8 protein-coding genes and 2 pseudogenes are annotated in these 14,019 nt (G+C 56.6%); 7 read left to right on the top strand and 3 right to left on the bottom strand.

Annotated features, from left to right (window positions below):
- Positions 1–485: 485 nt before the first annotated feature.
- Positions 486–767 (bottom strand): annotated as a pseudogene (locus ABLE91_RS28145) (autotransporter outer membrane beta-barrel domain-containing protein); the annotation flags it as partial.
- A gap of 203 nt (positions 768–970) precedes the next feature.
- Between ABLE91_RS28145 and ABLE91_RS28140 the strand changes: the two are divergent.
- The 6 genes and pseudogenes from ABLE91_RS28140 to ABLE91_RS28115 all read left to right on the top strand — a co-directional run bounded on the left by ABLE91_RS28140 (position 971) and on the right by ABLE91_RS28115 (position 7,312).
- Positions 971–1,528: a recombinase family protein gene (locus tag ABLE91_RS28140; RefSeq protein WP_348935871.1), complete on the top strand. Its 558-nt coding sequence runs from the start codon at positions 971–973 to the stop codon at positions 1,526–1,528.
- A gap of 542 nt (positions 1,529–2,070) precedes the next feature.
- On the top strand, positions 2,071–3,399 hold the full coding sequence (locus tag ABLE91_RS28135; protein ID WP_348935870.1) for a DUF4365 domain-containing protein: 1,329 nt from the start codon (positions 2,071–2,073) through the stop codon (positions 3,397–3,399).
- Positions 3,396–4,850 carry an argonaute/piwi family protein gene (locus ABLE91_RS28130; protein ID WP_348935869.1) on the top strand — a complete coding sequence of 485 codons (1,455 nt, stop codon included), beginning with the start codon at positions 3,396–3,398 and terminating at the stop codon, positions 4,848–4,850. The genes ABLE91_RS28135 and ABLE91_RS28130 overlap by 4 nt, the downstream gene beginning before the upstream one ends.
- Positions 4,851–4,942: 92 nt before the next feature.
- Positions 4,943–5,605, top strand: coding sequence for a TauD/TfdA family dioxygenase (locus tag ABLE91_RS28125; protein WP_348935868.1), 663 nt, complete (start codon positions 4,943–4,945; stop codon positions 5,603–5,605).
- A complete protein-coding gene (locus tag ABLE91_RS28120; protein WP_348935867.1) occupies positions 5,602–6,555 on the top strand; it encodes a hypothetical protein in 954 nt (317 codons plus the stop codon). Before ABLE91_RS28125 ends, ABLE91_RS28120 begins: the two co-directional genes overlap by 4 nt.
- A gap of 126 nt (positions 6,556–6,681) precedes the next feature.
- Positions 6,682–7,312: pseudogene (locus ABLE91_RS28115) on the top strand (tyrosine-type recombinase/integrase).
- A gap of 333 nt (positions 7,313–7,645) precedes the next feature.
- Here ABLE91_RS28115 and ABLE91_RS28110 read toward each other — a convergent pair.
- Both ABLE91_RS28110 and ABLE91_RS28105 read right to left on the bottom strand, forming a co-directional pair.
- Positions 7,646–8,674 carry an AbiJ-NTD4 domain-containing protein gene (locus ABLE91_RS28110; protein WP_348935866.1) on the bottom strand — a complete coding sequence of 343 codons (1,029 nt, stop codon included), beginning with the start codon at positions 8,672–8,674 and terminating at the stop codon, positions 7,646–7,648.
- A 12-nt stretch (positions 8,675–8,686) separates the two neighbouring features.
- Complete coding sequence (locus tag ABLE91_RS28105) at positions 8,687–9,367, bottom strand: hypothetical protein (RefSeq protein ID WP_348935865.1); 681 nt, start codon at positions 9,365–9,367, stop codon at positions 8,687–8,689.
- 1,321 nt (positions 9,368–10,688) lie between these two features.
- On the opposite strand from ABLE91_RS28105, the gene ABLE91_RS28100 reads away from it, so the two are divergent.
- Positions 10,689–14,009 (top strand): Druantia anti-phage system protein DruA, encoded by a 3,321-nt coding sequence (locus ABLE91_RS28100; protein WP_348935864.1) that lies wholly within the window; start codon positions 10,689–10,691, stop codon positions 14,007–14,009.
- Positions 14,010–14,019: the final 10 nt, after the last annotated feature.

Raw genomic sequence — 14,019 nt, 5'->3', positions numbered from 1 at the left:
GCCGCCGGCGCTCCACCGAGGTGATCACCTCCACTCGCGACAGGGTCAAATGACTACTCCTAGGATTATCCCTAGGACTTCACGTCAGCGCCTCAACCCGCAAGGCGGCCCGCGCCGGAGGGGTACGGAAAGATTTTCGGGAATGCGTATGGGGTTTCGCATGTGCCAACTAGCCTAAGGCGAAGAGCTGTTGCATATGGTCCGACGCCGTCTCCGACAGCGGCATATGCCTCAGGTGTCCTATAAGCAGATATCCGGCAGATCCGCTTTGGGTCAACTGCGGGCGGCTCTTAAATCAAAATATATGAGACATCTGTTCGTACGCGCGAATTCAAGAGGTTATGCGTCTCAAAGATTAGTCTCAAAATGCGAATGGTAATGCTATCGCACCAGTCAGTCAGTGCCACTGAAAGCCCGCTTCGCACGGATACATTCGCGTCACCCCCGTCGGCAAAATCCGGCGGGGCCATTCTTGACAGAAGACTTCAGAACTTCAGCGAGAACTGCGCAGTGAAGGCGTTCTGGGAGGCGGTGGTGGCGAGCTGACCGGTATAGGTCACCGACAGCGCGGCAACGTCGGACAGCGCATAGGACAGCCCTGCCCCCAGCAGCAGCGCGTCCTGCGCGATCGGCACGCCCGAGATCTGGAACGGCGTCGCCCCACCCTGGAACAGCATGTTCGCGGTCGGGTCCGTATCCCCGAACGCATGCTGCCAGCCGAGCGTCGCGTTCGGCGTCAGGGTGTGGCCCATCACCTGCATCGTCGTCGCCGCCCGTAGGCGAGGCGATCAAGCGCGCCATGGCGGCCTGGGCCCGGATCCACGGGATCTTTCGCCGCGAAACTTCCCCGCTCGGGACATCTACATCCCCATCGCCTTCTTTGTGGATAATGCACAATTCAATTTTATGATACAATTATATGGTATAGTCATCTTCTCATATTGTATTTCTCATATATCAAACTTACACTATGTACATGATTATTGGATATGCGCGTGTATCGACAGATGGGCAGTCTCTAGAGAGCCAGATTGAACACCTGAAAGCAGCCGGTTGCCAAGCGATCTTCTCCGAGGCGGCGAGCGGAGCGAAGACGGATCGCCGGGAGCTTCGCAAATGCCTCTCCAAGCTGAAGCCAGATGATGTTTTCATCGTCACACGGCTCGACCGCCTCGCCCGGTCCACGCGCGACCTCCTCAATGTCCTGGCCGAGGTGAGCGAATGTGGCGCAGCCTTTCGATCCATCTCCGATGCCTGGGCGGACACGACCACCCCGCATGGCCGCCTCATGCTCACCATCCTTGGCGGCCTGGCTGAGTTCGAGCGGGAGTTGATCCGCTCTCGGACCGGAGAAGGACGGGTTAGGGCCAAAGCGCGGGGTATAAGGTTCGGCAGGAAGCCAAAGCTATCATCGGATCAGCAGGCCTATGCGGCCCGCCTGAAGGCAGAGGGCGAGAGTGTGAGGCACATCGCCCGCATCATGGGCGTGAGCAAGGCCACCATCGGCCGCATTCCACCTGCGAACTAATTCTCAATGCGTCGGGTATGACCCAAAGCGGGCCCTCCTGGCTCGCTGTTGCGAATGTCCGCTTCGCGCCCCCGTTTCGGTCATTCGGAACCGTAATAAGGTCTTCCAAAAGCGGACTTTATACTGTGGCGACCATTACCCCTTAGGGTCGTCTTCGCGGTTATGGAAGGAATGGCACAAGTGATCTCCATTTATAGGAAGCGGCCACTCTAATACGTCCTGGGATCGCATCTCTGTGCTTTTGAACAAGCTCGAGTCAAGGTTGGTCACGACTCGGATTACGCGACTTGGGGTCGTCACCGTAGAGGATCGTTTCGACTCGCGTGCTCACTGCCGCGTTGAGATTTCGATGTGCGGGTAGGGTCTCATGAAGCAGCGGCAATCAACTGAAGATCGCCTAGTACCACACGCCATGACAATCACCGAGAGGCAAGTCGGCCACGCTTGGCCAGATCCTGAGTGCGATAGTGCTGATCCGTTAAACTTGGGGAATGTGTTGCTTACGTCTTTTTGATGTTCACATAATGTTCTAGCATGGGTCCATGACAAAGCTCATCACGCGCAGCCAGGTCCTCGGTGAAATGGGGGAGACCGTGGTCAAAGCCCGGTTTCTCACGATGGGATTCCAGTTTGATGGCCGGTCGCGCCTTGAGGCCGGGATAGACGGTATCGCCGAAGTCATGGACGATGGCAGGCCATTGGCGAAATTGATAGCCGTCCAAGTCAAAGCCAAGGCGGAGGGCAAATATAGCAACGAGAACGGTGATGAATTCACCTACCTCCTGCGTATCGGGGATTTAGAGTACTGGCGCGGCTCCAATCTTCCGGTGATTATTGTGCTATGGCGCCAATCCGACGATAGCTTCTACTGGAAGGAAGTCCCGCGTGGGTTTGATGAAGGTGAGCGGCAGCTAAGGTTCAGCAAAAAGGATGATGTGCTAGACCGCTCAGCCGTAAATCGGCTTGCCGCCGTCACAGTCCCAAAGTCAGGCTTCGGCCATTACATCCCACCACTTGGTGATGGTGAGGACGCATTGGTGAACCTGATGCCCATTACATTGCCCAAGGAAGTGTACGTCGCTTCCACTGGATTCACGACCAAAAAAGCCGTCGCCACCATTCTCGGATCTGATGAAACCTGGCGTTTCGACTGGGCCATCAGAGGTGATGCCTTCTGGTCGTTCCACGATCCCAGGGAAAGTGTTTGTCGTAAAATCGTTGATGTCGATCAGGTTGAGGCCATTGATACCAGTCACCTCGCCTTCCACGAAGACCTAGATGAGGTGAACCATTTTGCCTTTTTGCTCAGAAAGGCGCTTGGTCATCAGGTTCAAAGGGATATTGGCTGGGACAAGGATCAACGCGCGTTCTACTTCCGCGCCTTATCAAAAAACACGTCGCGATCGTTTTCCTACGAAGCCTCGAAGCGAAAAGCGTCATCTGACGTGGTTAATGTCGTGATGAACAAAGCGGACAAGTCACGCGTGGCGTTCGTGCGCCACCACGCCTTCATTCCTCGGTTCGAGAATCTATACGACCAGTGGTTCCTGGTGGTGAGCCCAACCTATTACTTCACCACGGATGGCTTCCAACAACACACATATCCGGCCGAACTCCTGGCCGGGAAGAAGCGTCTGGACAAAAGCGCCGCGCTGCGCGGTCAGGTCATCCTGTGGCACCGCTTCCTAACCCAAGGGCAAAGCACCGCCGCGTCCCTTTTCGATGAAGAACCCAACGAAGAGCCTCGACTTATCTTCGGCGAGCCGCCGGTCGTGCATCTTGCCAAGAGGGTCCCGGAAGACGTTTGGGGAGGCCCGCCAAAAAAGGAAGATGAGACTGCTGCCGTCGTTCAGGAGAACTTGTTCGGATGAAATTCGAGACCACTATCTTTGAAGAGCCACGCCTCGAGTTCGGCGACAAGCATCTCGATCTTGATCCCCGACTTGGCTTGGTCAAGGCGGGGCCGCTGCAGACGCCTATTGGCGATACCATCCGGATGGCGGTGGTTGGCAGCTCAAAGACGGTAGAGGACGCGAAGCGCTTCCTTGAAGAGGCCACTGCGGGCTTTCCGGGCAAAACGGAAAAACATCCCAACATGCACCCCGACTTTCCTGGGCTGGGAAACCAGAATCCATTCAGATGCAAATTCGAAATCCTACACGGTGCTGCGCTGGCGATCCCGCAGGCCAGGATAGAAGCGATCTTGAAAGAACCCAATCACCAGGAGGCGGTCGAGATGGCCGTCGAAGAGTTCATGGTGCGTCTTCGAGCAATCGATGAGGGGACTGAACGACCCAACGTCGCGATTATCGCACTGCCGGTGGCGGTCATCGAGCGGGTGGTGAACGCCAAGTATTCCCCAGACGCGAGCTCAGAACAGGAAGACAGTGGCGGCACGGACGCGCCGAATTTCCGCGGGATGCTCAAGGCTAAAGCGATGGAGCTGCGCTTCCCCATACAGATCGCTTGGGAAGATACGCTCGACGGCGCGGTGAGCATTCCTCAGAAGGTCAAGGACAAGACCGACCGCCAGATTCAGGACGATGCCGACCGCAGCTGGAACCTGATGACCACGCTCTACTACAAGGGAAGCGGCCGTATTCCATGGCGCCGTGCTCCACGCGAAGGTGAATTTACGGCCTGCTTCATAGGTATCAGCTTTTATAGAGAGGTAGGTGGGCAGCAACTATTCACCAGCGCCGCGCAGATGTTTGACGAGCGTGGCCGCGGATTCATTCTGAAGGGCCGGCAGGCCCATACCGAGTCTCGTGGCCGGCACCCATACATGGCCGAGGACGACGCCAAAGCCCTGATCGCGGACGTTCTGGAGGCTTACCACAAGCACCATCTTCACTACCCGGCGCGCGTCATCGTGCTGAAAACGTCCAGATTTCGGGACGAAGAGGCCAACGGCATTATCGCGGCGCTAAGGGATGTTGGCACACAACTGCGGGATCTCGTGTGGGTTCAGGAGTCCTCTCATGTGAAAGTGCTTCGTGACGGCAATTATCCGGTCATGCGTGGCACGTTCGTAGAGATGGACGGCAAGGGCCTGCTCTACACAACCGGTAGCATCCCATACTATGGGACGTATCCTGGTACGTATGATCCGCGGCCGCTGCTGATCTGCCCGCATCCGCGTAGCGACAGTACCGTACGGCAGCTAGCTGAAGAGGTTTTTTCACTTACCAAGGTAAATTGGAACTCCACCCAGGTGAACCAAAAGCTTCCTATCCCGATCAGGGCGGCCCGCAATGTCGGTGAGGTGCTAAAGTACATCCTCGCGGAGCGCGTCAATTCAGACTATGGACGCTATATATAACACGTTCCATCTTATTAGCAGATATTACAAACATGAAGTCCGGCCGGTAGCCACCAGTACTGCAATTCATTTCCGAGGATGCGGTGAGATAGATGGTCGCGGTAGCTGACATGCGGGTCAACCTCGTCGAACGGGGATATTCCGTTACCGAGGAGTACGCGCCGGAGTTGGAAATCCTTGAAGTTGCTGGCAGAATCGGGGCCGCGATAACTCCGTGGGAGGGCGGGTTGGTGCAGACGCTTCAGCCTCGTGTGGATGCCACGCCGAATACGTACAGCGGCAATTTCGGACTTGATCGCTTCCCATTTCACACGGATTTGGCGCACTGGAAACCGCCGCCGCGCTATCTCTTGTTGCGATGCCAAGTTGGTTACGAAGATGTCCCAACGCTTCTTATCGATGGTCAGCGGCTGATTGCATCGATATCGCGAAACGCCCTGTCCAGGGCGCTCTTCAAGCCGCGGCGTCCTCGTAACGGGGCGCTCACGCTTATTCGACTTTTAGAAACGCGAGATGGCTTCGACATGCTGCGTTGGGATGAAATCTTCCTGCGCCCCGCAAGCCGAGTTGGTGAGGCTGTTGATCAATTGGTTAGAGATTGGCTGAAAAGAGCAGAGCCGACGGCCGTCGCGCTTTTCCGGCCTGGCGATACCTTGATCATAGACAATTGGCGAATGCTTCATGCCCGGTCGCCCATTCCAGACGGCAGAGAGGATCGATCGATTCAACGGGTGTATCTAGAGGACCTTCATTGAAAAAATCGATTACGCCTGGTGCGACACCCGCAGCTTACGATTCTCAGGCCCTTTACGACAAGGCCGAGAGATATATCCAGAATATGTACAACCATGACAGCGATGAGTGGGAGTACGCACTTTGGTCCAGCCTTGCACTCGAGTTTCTGGCTCGGGCTGCGCTGGCTAACGTCAGCCCAACATTGCTAGCTGAGACCAACCAAAACTGGTCACATCTCTACTATTCGCTCGGATTTGCGCCTGTCGAGGAAAGGTACTCTCCCAAGAGTATCGCCATAAGTGAGGTGCTGCGCCGCCTGCAGAACATATTACCAGATTTCAACAAAGAGCATCTGACCTTCGGCGAGGGTCATACTGGTCGCCGCAATTCCGAGTTGCACTCCGGAGAACTTGGCTTCGACGGCGTGAAGGCCTCGTCCTGGCAGCCTCGCTTCTATCAGACCTGTGAGGTTCTGCTGAAATCCATGGGGTTCACTATGGAGGATTTATTGGGGACCGAAGAGGCCGATGTCGCAAGGAAGCTGATAACGGCTGCTGCCGACGATAGTGCCAAAGCGGTCAAAGGCGAAATCGAACGGCATAGAGCTGCGTGGGCTGATAAGGTGCCAGCCGAAATTTTGATCCTCAAAGCCCAGGCCACAATCTGGGCAAATCGGCAGAGTGGTCACCGGGTGGTATGCCCGGCTTGCAATTCGGCATCACTGGTAACCGGGGAGCCAGCTTCTGTTCCGTCGCAGAAGCTGCAGAACGACGAAATAATCGAAACCCAGGAATACCTGCCTACTCACTTCGAATGCGTCGCCTGCGGCTTGAAGATTTCAGGTCTATCCAAGCTAGCGGTGGCCGGGCTTAGCGACAGATATAAGAAGACCCAGGTGTACGATCCAGCCGAATACTATGCGCCGGAAGATGATTGGCACGGGTACGAGGAAGACAACAATGAGCCTTGAGATGCTCGGCAAATGTCCTTTTTCGATAGACCGCCTCCAACAGCGGATATTCCGCTTCCGGTCCCTAAGCTGCAATGATGGCGATCCGTTTTCTTCTCCGGCCAATCAAGACCGAGGAGAACTCACATGAGCCATTCTCATTTAGATGATGCTAGCCGCGAGCGCGCAGCTTGGAACGTTGGAAAGAAGGTAGGGACGAAGCGCCCGCTCACGCAGAAGCAAATCTGGGCCGTTCGCTTCTTTCTCGATCGCGAAAGACGCCTTCGAGACCGTGCCCTGTTCGATCTGGCAATCGACATCAAGCTTCGCGGGTGCGATCTAGTCAAGTTCAAAATTCGTGATCTGGTTGCCGGACCGGAAATCCGGACCCGCGCGATCGTCGTTCAGCAGAAGACAGGTCGTCCAGTCCAGTTCGAAATCACAAGCGACGTACGAGCGAGACTGCTGGCTTGGCTGGAACGGCGCGGCGGCACCGTTGAAGACTATGCCTTCCCAAGCCGGATTGATCACGCGTACCACATGAGCACGAGTCAGTACACCCGCCTGGTTGACGAGTGGGTGACCGCGATCGGACTGCGTCAAGATGAGTATGGCTTACTCGCTCCGTCGCACGAAGGCGTCCATGATCTACGAGACAACGGGCAATATCCGCGCCATCCAAATCTTGCTTGGTCACCCCAAGATCGAGAACACTGTCCGATCTCTTGGTGTCGACGTGGAGGACGCACTGCTGCTGGCAGAGCGGACGGAAATGTGACGTTTGGCGGTCATCCGAGGTAGAGCGGATGGCCACTTCGACGCGCGGAACAGCGTGCCGCCCGGGCCACTAAAGTGGGAAGCGGACTGGCGGGTTTTGGGCGGCTACGCCGCAAAAGCAGTTGTTCACGCAGGGTACGAGCTTCGACGCTAGCGCCACCCCATTTCTGCTTGTGAAGCGATAGGACCGTGGCATCAGAGTCACCGCACTGTCTCCCCCTTCAGGATGATGCGAAATCCGGAGCTTCGGAAGCCGACAATACGAAAACGCCACCTTCTCATCTTAGGACGCCGAGAGTGGATCCTGGTAGGTACAGCCTGACTGCACTTTGAGCTACATCCGTCGAATGAGATTCTTAATCCAAATCATGCTAAATTCTATTGCCCATTCTGTTTGCGGTCTTGTCAGTGACGGCATAGTCGAGCTACCCGCTCCATGCCCGAATGGATTCCGAACGTGGGTGAAGAAGTCTTTGATCAAATCACTTTCCCAAGGAGCTATGAAGGTATTCGTCTTCGAGCCAAGGTTCTCAATATAGTTGTGGGCGCCCTTCTCTTTGCCGTGCGTCCATCCCCTCGTGTCGGAGATGATTTTGATGGTGCTTTCCAACGCTCTCGCCGCATAAAAAGCAGGATCCCTGCCATCACTGTCGCGGAGGTCGAGCGCCTCTTTCATGTCGATATCAACGTTCTTCCATTGTGGGGTTGCCAAGAGCGACCAGAGGGGGGTCTCAACCTCGTTCTGTATCAGATCATCGGTCACTATCTGAATGAAGCCGTTATGGTAATTCAAAGGATACTTAGCTTGACGGAAGCGAGTGTTCAATTCGTCTACAGCGGTCTGAAAAGCCTTTGTTAGAATAACGCGTCGAGCGCGGGCACCTTCCTCTGGATCGCCAGGCACTCTCAGTCCGGGGCGGGTGAGCGAGGCGAGTAGCTTCTCGCCATCCGTTATATCCCTAGCATTCATTGCTGCAATATCGGCTTCCTTTGCGCGGAAGCCAAGTTCGATGAGGCTCAACCGCTCTTTTAGGTGGGTATCTGGTGAACCGGCAGGGGGCTGGGTCAGCCACTTCTCGCAGACCGAAAGCAGGGCATTTTTGAACGCCTGAAACTGCCCGTTTGCGGTATAAGAAGACCAGTGCTGGGAAAGCTCTTTCACACCAAGTTCGCGCGAGAGGCTGCTTTCAAGTGTCGTCCAGAAACTGACGGATGCAGAATTCTCCTGACCATCCAGGTAATAAGGCGCCAAGTCCTCCGCCAGGATACGGAACGATTGGACAAGCAGGCGACTGTCCCGCTCTTCAAATTCCGCACGAAGCTGAACTCCTTCGTATCGGCGAGCAAAAATATCGACAAGCATGGTATTTATCCGTCACGGCGACCGGGCGTTTCGGTCGTTAGCCTCGATTTTTTTCAGTTTGATGTCCAGGAGATTGCTTGCTCTCGCTTCAAGTAGGCGCTCAGCAACCAATTTGCGCCGGTCTCCAGTAGACGGAATTCCCCATGCTCGACTGCCCGCATAACAATCTAAGATGCGCCCAGTGAATCCGGTCATCGTCCGTGGCTGGATTCCGGTGAGAGAGTTTTGCTTCATCTGACCCACTTGGTGCGATGACAGCACTTTGACGCCATCAGGTTCATACACCCAGACGTAAACGCCTTGGCGTTCTGCTATTGCCTCCATACGGCGGCAAGCATCTTTCAGTTCGGTGCGGTTGATGTTGCGGTCATACTTCGCTTGGATAAAAATGCCTTTGTCAAAGCCATCAGCCCCATCGAGCGAGATCGACAGGAAAAGGTCTGCGCCGAAAAGCTTTTCCATCGAGTTTGGCCCGCGATCCGGCAATGACTGGGCTATTACTCGAAAAACGTATTCTCCTGCCTGCGAGTTATCCAGCCTGTCTTCCAGGCGCTGGCACAATCGCGACGTGATCTCGGCCTCCTGCACCACTCTGACACCGCCTGCAGTGTCTGAGTACAAGTCCGCTACGAGCTCATCCACTGCCCCGCCAAGCCTATCCATTATGAGGCGGCGGTTTTCGTCTTCCAACATGTTACCCCCACTCAATGCAATGCATCTTGCCGAGCAATATAGGAAATTCGCCTGATTGCACCGGAAAGCCGTGACAGATTCGTGGGATCAGGTCTTATCCACGGTCACACGCAATAGGTAAGAATGGTGCAGATGCCGAGGCCGGCTAACTCGCGTGCAGTTGACCGAAACCATTCCCACCCAAAGGGAGCGGGATGCCCGGAAGAGCACAGCAGTTCAACGACAACTTGTGACGCATGTTAGCAGAAGCGAATATAGCGCTTCGCGCCCCGACCACGCCGACAAGTGACATCCAAGGAGCGGCGGCCTTTGGGAAGCCGTCAGTGACCCTGGAACGGCGGAGATGGGGTCGGCTGTAGAACGGCGGCTATCTGCACAGCGGCAGCCGAAACCGGCCGGTCCGCTCCCGGCCCCATACCGGACGTTCAGACATGCACTTGGCAAGGTTTTCTTCTGCCGCGAAGCCGCAATTCGTGCAGCCACATTCAGAATCTGCATTCTGAGACTAATAAATGAGACACGTAAACTCTTGAAATCTCGATGCCCACCAAGTGTCTCATTTATTTTGATTTATGCGACTTCTTTTGCTTATATTTATTTGCCAATTTTCAGACTTCGAGAGCACGGCACGATACCTAAGACCACGGGCATCAATCTAACGCGCCCTTGGCCCCAGCAGCGGTACGGCAAAAGCGTCGACTGGTACGATCGCAACAAGATCCGTCACTCAGTCGGGGAACAACTTCACCTGCTTGATGAAGCCTAAATCGGGCCGCAGGCGAGACGAAACTCGAGTTGGTTTCGAGGCACAATCCATCGGCACGATGGACCGGCTTCTCGATCCGATCCAAAATGCTCGGAGCCGCATGATTCTTGTGGGGGGCGTCGTGTTTCCGGTTGCGGAATGGTGGCCAGCGTCGCCATGTGTCGAGGATTGGTATCGATCGGCCTCCCCTCGGCGGTGGTCTGCTTTTGGTACGGGAAATGAGCAAGATTGGTGGCGCAGTTGGCATCGGGGGGGCAGGTAAGGACGTACGAAGAGACCTTGGCGGAGGACGTCCGCACGGGTAATTGGCGATTATTCTCCCCGACACTCGGTGACAACGGGCAGGCGTACGCGGAACTTGTCGAAATCGGTTCCCGGCCGGCCTCCGAGGCACTTTTAGGTCTTGCGGAACTGCTCCGGCGGCCTGCAATGGACACCCCTGCGGCGCTACGCCGAAGCACGGCGGTTCTCGTCCTTCGGGATTTGATCTCTCTCGGCTGGCAGACCCTGGCAAGCGGAGGGTGGTTGTACGTACGCCCGGGGGCACCGGGTCCATTGTCAAAGGCCAGCGTAAGAAGACAACTCGAATTTGGCCGAAATGACCAACTCGCCGAGCAATCAACACGCAAGTTCATCATTTCGCTCGAGCGTCCCGGCCGAACCGCAGGCGTGCGCCCTGTAACCGACCTCATTGCCGACGGCCGCGTACTCGAAGCAGACCTTCGCGCCGCCTCGGCGATGGATGGTGCCGCGCGAGAGAAAGCCCTCCAGCGTGCATGCCAGCCCTACCTCCAACTGGTCACCGCGGACGCTAAGGATGAGCACACGAATCTGCGGCTCATGGATGTCTGGCGCTACTTTAGGCACACATGGGCCACAAGGTACCGCAGTTCCCCTGGCCGCAACCTTTTTTACCTTATCCGCGATGCGGCTCGGCCCAACCATCCGATCATGGGCATCACCGCACTCGGGAACGCAGTGATGCAGTTGGGCCCGCGCGACAATGCGATCGGGTGGACAGTAGAGGGCCTTAGACAGGCGATCGCCGACGGGCGCGTGAGCGATCGCGAGGTGCTAGAGGCTTTCCGTGCAAGGATACGCGAGGACTACTCTGAGATATTCATCGACGACCTCCCCGTTCCATCTCAACTGCCGCAGTATGTGCATAGTGAACTGCTCGACCGCCTATGGGCAATCGACAAGCAAGCTTCTGGAGACCGCGCTGACCGGCTACGTGACTTTGACGACGACGACGGTGTGATAGAGCGGGTTCACAACGCCGAAGGCGTGGACCTGGAGAAGATGGCGCGCTCACCGCTGTTCGTGGCCAAGCGTGCGCGGTTGGTCCGAACTCTGTTGGGCATCCACAACTCCCTCGTCCAAGCAGATTCAATTGCAGCCCTGCTGAGTTCGGCCGAGGGCACTCGCACAGTCAACAATGCCTTGCGGCAGTTCAAGAAGCGGTTCTCCGCCACTGGCATGATGGAGATCACAGTCTGCGGCGCCGTGGCCCCGTACAACCACGTGCTAAGCGGCAAACTGGCTTGCCTTATGATGATGAGCCCGCGGGTGCGTCGCGACTATGAGGAACGCTACCGCGACGCTTACAGCATCATCGCCAGCCAGATGGCCGGCAGATTAATCAGCAAGCAGCCGATGCTGGCCTTTCTAGGCACCTCGAGTTTGTATCCGGGCCGCTCATCGCAATACAACAGGGTAAGACTTCCGGCGGGAACCTGTGATGGCCAGGTTATCGAGGCGAGTTACGAGGAACTGGGGGCATCTGAAGGATATGGCTCGCCGAACCTCACCGCGGAAACTGAGGCGGCACTCGAAGTGCTTGCGGGGCACGCGCGCGAATACCGTAATGTCAACTTCGTCTTCGGCGAGGGCCAGAGCCCGAAACTCCGCCAACTGCGAGAAGGTTTTGCCGCGCTCGGTCTGAGCCGCTCCAACGTCCTCAATCACGGAACTCAGCGGATCGTTTATGGTATCGATCTAGTTGAAAACTCAACGCGCCTCCTCCTAGGTGTTGACGAAGCGCCACGTTTCCGTGTGCCGGACGGACCTGACGCTGAGGCACGGATCGCGGATTTTTGGCGGCGCCGATGGCTTTCGAGCCGCCTCTCGCACGACCCCGCTCTAACTGCTGTCGGTTCATCATCACCCATCAAGGAGCGGGTGTCTCGGCTAATCCCCGAGCGCGCCGATACGGCGCGGCCGGACCTGCTGAAACTGGCACAACGGGAGGGGCACTCGATGGCGTCGGCTATAGAAGACGAGAAACTGGCCTTCATCCGACAACTCTATCGGGACGAGAGCGCATACAGCGATCACGTCAAACTCGGCCGGCTTAAGGAACTCAACATCCGCACGAGGGTAGATGAGGTAGTCCGACGCATCGTTCGCGCAGGTGGTTCAGTCGTGATCACTGGCAACGCTGGCGATGGTAAGACGCACACTATTCGGCTCCTTGAAAACGACCTTAAAGCGGCGAACGCTCGAGTCATCGTAGATGCGAGCGCCGTCTCGCACGATGAAATCGTCGCAATTTGGAAGGAAGCCCTCGAAGCAAAAGCACCGTTCTGTATCGCGATTAACGAGGGGCCGTTAATCGAACTCATTAGGCAGAAGTCGGCCGAGGCGCCGTGGCTGGCCGAAGTCCATCAACAACTGCTTGGAATGGTGACTTATGTTCCGGTTGACCGAGAGATCGATGAGCGTTTCACTCCGAAACCGGGAGCGATGGTTGTAATTGACCTTAGTCTTCGTCGCACGCTTGCTCCTGATCTCTCGGGAAGGATCATCGATAAACTAACGGAGGATGTCTGGTACGAGAACTGCCAGGAGTGCCCGCACATGGCGTCCTGTCCGGTCCACGTAAATCGGACTATGCTGCGGACTGAGCGTGTGAAGGCGCGGACGGTCGAACTTCTGGAGCGCGTTGGCCAGCGTGGACTACGGGCCACCTTTCGGGAGGCCCTAGGGTTCGTTTCATACCTTATCTTCGGCGGGCGCCGGTGTGCCGACCTCGTAGCTGAGGGGCCCTCCGAATTTACGCGCTATTCCTGGTTGGCCTTCGAGGGACAAGGGGCGATCTTCGAGCAAATTGCAGCGGGACTCGACCCTGTTCGCCAGACAGAGCCGCGTGTGGACGAGGACCTCTGGCGAGGACGCTACGATCCCGGAGCATTTGCCGGTCAGGAACTCTCGCCGGTGCTCAAGCGCGATCTGGACGACCTCCGACGGCACGACGAAGAGCAGGCAACCGATGCCTTCACAGCGCTCAAGCGCCGCTGGTATTTCGAGCATCCTGAAGGGAGGCTCAGGTACGCGACGCGTGCAGATCGAGCGTTCGCTGACCTACAGAATCCAACTCTCAGTATCCAACTTCGCGTCGGCAGGCTGATTGCCCTTATCAATGGTTGGCGGAACAAGGCCGATAAAAATCAGCAGGATCATCTCAGGCTCTGGACACGGCTGGCCTACTCACCACGAGCGCAAGGTAAGGCTATGGTGTCTGGCCGAAATGTCTCAAACCTCCGTTTGCAACTTTTCAAGCCGAGGTTCGCACCGGCACTCCGGGCTGCCTTCGGGAGCCAGGCGGCCGACCACCTACTACTCGCGCCTCCCGAGAACGTCCGTTTTGCCAACCTTGTGGTAGACCGCCGCCTCCTGCTTCTTCTTATGTCTCCCGGAGCTGCCGATGCAGCAGAAGACCTTGAGCGTCGACTCGGCCGCTTCAACGACTCGCTCGCCCAACACGCAGAGGCCGGGTCCCATGTGCGGACCATCGAGATCTTCGATCCAGAGTCTGAACTCCGCGTGCGAGTCCGAGTGGACTTAGCGCAGCGTCGCTATGACAGCGCCGAGTAAGGAACACGGC

Source organism: Aquabacter albus, from assembly GCF_040049275.1.
GTDB lineage: Bacteria > Pseudomonadota > Alphaproteobacteria > Rhizobiales > Xanthobacteraceae > Aquabacter.
The sequence above is the reverse complement of the archived record's forward strand: the minus strand, read 5'-3'. Positions and strand labels throughout refer to the sequence as shown.

What these genes read in the sequence shown, in the direction of transcription:
- ABLE91_RS28140 (WP_348935871.1), top strand. Translation starts at nt 971, where the DNA reads ATGTACATGATTATTGGATATGCGCGTGTATCGACAGATGGGCAGTCT.
- ABLE91_RS28135 (WP_348935870.1), top strand. Translation starts at nt 2,071, where the DNA reads ATGACAAAGCTCATCACGCGCAGCCAGGTCCTCGGTGAAATGGGGGAG.
- ABLE91_RS28130 (WP_348935869.1), top strand. Translation starts at nt 3,396, where the DNA reads ATGAAATTCGAGACCACTATCTTTGAAGAGCCACGCCTCGAGTTCGGC.
- ABLE91_RS28125 (WP_348935868.1), top strand. Translation starts at nt 4,943, where the DNA reads ATGGTCGCGGTAGCTGACATGCGGGTCAACCTCGTCGAACGGGGATAT.
- ABLE91_RS28110 (WP_348935866.1), bottom strand. Translation starts at nt 8,674, where the DNA reads ATGCTTGTCGATATTTTTGCTCGCCGATACGAAGGAGTTCAGCTTCGT.
- ABLE91_RS28105 (WP_348935865.1), bottom strand. Translation starts at nt 9,367, where the DNA reads ATGTTGGAAGACGAAAACCGCCGCCTCATAATGGATAGGCTTGGCGGG.